Raw genomic sequence first — 3,150 nt, 5'->3', positions numbered from 1 at the left:
CGACGGCTGGACGCGGCGGCCGAGCTGTACCGCTCGGGCCGCATAGAAGTGGTGCTCGTCACCGGCGACAACAGCCGGAAGGAGTACGACGAGCCGGACGCGATGCGGGCCTACCTCACCGACCACGGGGTGCCCGACCGGCACATCGTCAGCGACTACGCCGGGTTCGACACCTGGGACTCCTGCGTCCGCGCCAAGAAGATCTTCGGCGTCGACCGCGCGGTGCTGATCAGCCAGGGCTTCCACATCCGCCGGGCGGTCGCCCTGTGCCAGGAGGCTGGCGTCACGTCGTACGGCGTCGGCGTGCAGGACCGGCACGACGAGACCTGGTACTACGGCGCCACCCGCGAACTGTTCGCCGCGGGCAAGGCGTCCCTCGACGCCCTGTTCGAGCCGGACCCGCGGTTCCTCGGGCCGGAGGAGCCGGGGGTCGCGCGGGCGCTCGCGTCGGCGCGCTAGTCGTCTCGCCCAGCGGGGTTGTTGACGCGGGTGAGGGATGGGCGGTCAGGGGGCAGTTGGTAGGCGGTCGGGGACGAACGCTATTTGATCAGCGCGTTCGCGAGGATGATCGCCAGGCCGATCAACATGTCCATGGCGCCCGCGCGACACGCGGACGGCCATCGGTACCCGGCGGTGCGGGCGGCCAGGACGCCCCAGCCGAACAGGGCCACGGTGTTGAACAACAGGGCCACGTCCACCGCGACGGACTCGGCCCACCAGTCGGCCGCCGCGCCGAGCAGGAGCGCCACCGTGGGCAGGACGGCGGCCACCAGCGGCCACTCGTGGAGCACCAACCGCAGTCTGCTCGTGGTGACCACCCTGTCGGCGGACGCGCGCTGCGCGATGACGTGCGCGTACCCATGGGCGGCGGCCGACGCCAGCGCGGTGAGCACGACCCACAGCGCGTCCGGGCCGGGGTCGGCCTCCTCGCCCGCCGGGTCGAGCGCGGCCACCAGGGCGCTGGCCAGGACCAGCCCGTAGATGCCGGTGAACAGGGACTGCTCGGGCGGCCGGTGCCGTGAGACCCACCCCGGCGCGGCGCTCTCGGTGCGGACGTGGCCGGAGCGGTCGGGCATCGCATCGCCTCGGTACGGGAAGGGGGAAGCTGGGTCCGCCCATGCTCGGCCGTGCGCGCTCGGCGGGCGTGGCGCCACGCGGGGCGGTCCGAGCGGTGCGCCCCAATGGTGGCGTGCGGGGGGGGGCAGGCCCCTGGCCGCTGGCCCCTGGCCCCTCGGTGCCATCTGGGCCGCCGGCCTCGCCGGGCCTCGCCGGTCTTGCCGGGCCTCGCCGGAGGCGACGTGGTGCGGGACGCCGACATGCGTCGGCCGGGGCCCTGTGTCGGGGCCCCGGCCCATGTAGGGAGACCGGCCTAGTTGTGGTCGATCGTGCCCCACCAGCCCTGGTCCACGGCGCAGTCCCAGCCCTTGCCGCGGACGGTGAGCTTGACCTCGTAGTCGCGGTTGACGTTGCCCATGCGGGTCTTGACGCGGAAGCCGGAGCTGCCCTTGGCCGCCAGCTTCTTGGTGGAGACGGTGACGGTCTTCGTCGTCCGCTTGGTGATCTTGCTGCCCTTGGTCGGCGTCGCGTAACCGAACGTCAGGTTCTTGGGCTTGCTGATCGTGAGGCTGACGCTGGTGAAGCTCTTGGTCTTGCTGGTGTTCTTCAGGCCGAAGTACAGACCGCCGTTGGTCACCCAGCGGTTGGCGTCGACGTAGAAGCGCTTCGGGGTGGAGATCTTGATCGGGCAGCCGCCGGCCTGGGCGTCGGCGCCCGCTGCGGCGGCGGTGCCGGCGAGGCCCAGCTGGGCGGCGGTCAGGGCGCCCGCGGCACCCAGGACGGCGACGGTCGTGCGCATGCGGTTCACGGTGATGATCCTTCTTCCCCCTACGGCCCTCCCGGGCCACGTGACAGGACGTGCGCCGCACGGGACTCATGCCACGACCCCCGTGTCGGTGCGCCCGTAGTTCTAGCACGCGGCACCGAACGCCTGGACGGTGAGCGCCCGGACGGCCGCACACGGTGACAGAACTGCGACATCGCCCGAACCGTTCGCGCACCCACCGGCCGTCCGCACCTCACTCCCACCCGGAACCCGCCGGGAGGTCCCCGTGCCGGTCGCGTAACGCCAGGGCGCCCCGGCGCGTAACACGCCCGACGCACGCTGAGTGGTATGCCGAACTCCGCGACGCCCACCCACTGCCCGTACTGCGCCCTGCAGTGCGGGATGAACCTGACGCCCGCTGCGGACGGGACCGACGGTGTCGTTGTGGTCTCGGAGCGCGCGGACTTCCCGGTGAACCGGGGCGCGCTGTGCGGCAAGGGCCGTACGGCGCCGGCGGTGCTCTCGTCCCGGGTGCGGCTGACCACTCCTCTGGTCAGAAGGGCGGGCGTCCTGGAGCCCGCCTCCTGGGACGAGGCACTCGACCGGATCGCCGAGGAGCTCACCCGCACGCGTACGGAGCATGGCCCGGACGCGTGCGGTGTGTTCGGCGGCGGCGGACTCACCAACGAGAAGGCGTACGCGCTCGGCAAGTTCGCCCGGATCGTGCTCGGCACCTCGCAGATCGACTACAACGGGCGCTTCTGCATGTCCTCGGCCGCGGCCGCCGGCATCAAGGCGTTCGGGCTCGACCGGGGGTTGCCGTTCCCGCTGGAGGACATCCCGAGGACCGGATGCGTCGTCCTCGTCGGGTCGAACCTCGCCGAGACCATGCCGCCGGCACTGCGGTACTTCACGGAACTGCGGGAGAACGGCGGCACGCTCGTCGTCATCGACCCGCGCCGCACCCGCACCGCCGAGCAGGCCGACCTGCATCTCGCGCCGCGGCCCGGCACCGATCTGGCGCTCGCCCTCGGGCTGCTGCATCTGATCGTCGCCGAGGGACGCACCGACGAGCAGTACATCCTCGAACGGACGAGCGGCTGGGAGGAGGCGCGGGCCGCCGCCATGGCGCACTGGCCGGAGTACGTGGAGCGGATCACGGGGGTGTCCGTTCCCCAACTCCGCGAGGCGGTACGGCTGTTCTGCGAGCCGGAGCACGCGATGGTGCTCACCGCACGCGGGCCCGAGCAGCAGTCCAAGGGCACGGACACCGTCGGCGCGTCCCGTCGCCAGTGTCAGGTTGATCCACGCGCCGACGGTGTCCGTGC

The 3,150-nt window shown here is 72.3% G+C and carries 4 protein-coding genes; 2 read left to right on the top strand and 2 right to left on the bottom strand.

Annotated features, from left to right (window positions below):
- Positions 1–459: SanA/YdcF family protein (locus tag AOK23_RS40460; protein ID WP_055717405.1), on the top strand; the 459-nt coding region annotated here is incomplete at its 5' end.
- 80 nt (positions 460–539) lie between these two features.
- On the opposite strand, the gene AOK23_RS40455 is transcribed toward AOK23_RS40460, so the two are convergent.
- On the bottom strand, positions 540–1,076 hold the full coding sequence (locus AOK23_RS40455) for a hypothetical protein (RefSeq protein WP_055717404.1): 537 nt from the start codon (positions 1,074–1,076) through the stop codon (positions 540–542).
- A 293-nt stretch (positions 1,077–1,369) separates the two neighbouring features.
- Entirely contained in the window at positions 1,370–1,855 is a 486-nt protein-coding gene (locus AOK23_RS40450) for a hypothetical protein (protein ID WP_240496788.1), read from the bottom strand.
- A gap of 315 nt (positions 1,856–2,170) precedes the next feature.
- Between AOK23_RS40450 and AOK23_RS40445 the strand changes: the two genes are divergently transcribed.
- A partial coding sequence (locus AOK23_RS40445; protein WP_157878301.1) for a molybdopterin oxidoreductase family protein occupies positions 2,171–3,150 on the top strand: 980 nt, incomplete at its 3' end.

It is taken from the genome of Streptomyces torulosus, from assembly GCF_001419765.1.
GTDB lineage: Bacteria > Actinomycetota > Actinomycetes > Streptomycetales > Streptomycetaceae > Streptomyces > Streptomyces torulosus.
This window is presented reverse-complemented; position numbering and strand designations above follow the sequence as displayed.

What these genes read in the sequence shown, in the direction of transcription:
- AOK23_RS40450 (WP_240496788.1), bottom strand. Translation starts at nt 1,855, where the DNA reads ATGCGCACGACCGTCGCCGTCCTGGGTGCCGCGGGCGCCCTGACCGCC.
- AOK23_RS40455 (WP_055717404.1), bottom strand. Translation starts at nt 1,076, where the DNA reads ATGCCCGACCGCTCCGGCCACGTCCGCACCGAGAGCGCCGCGCCGGGG.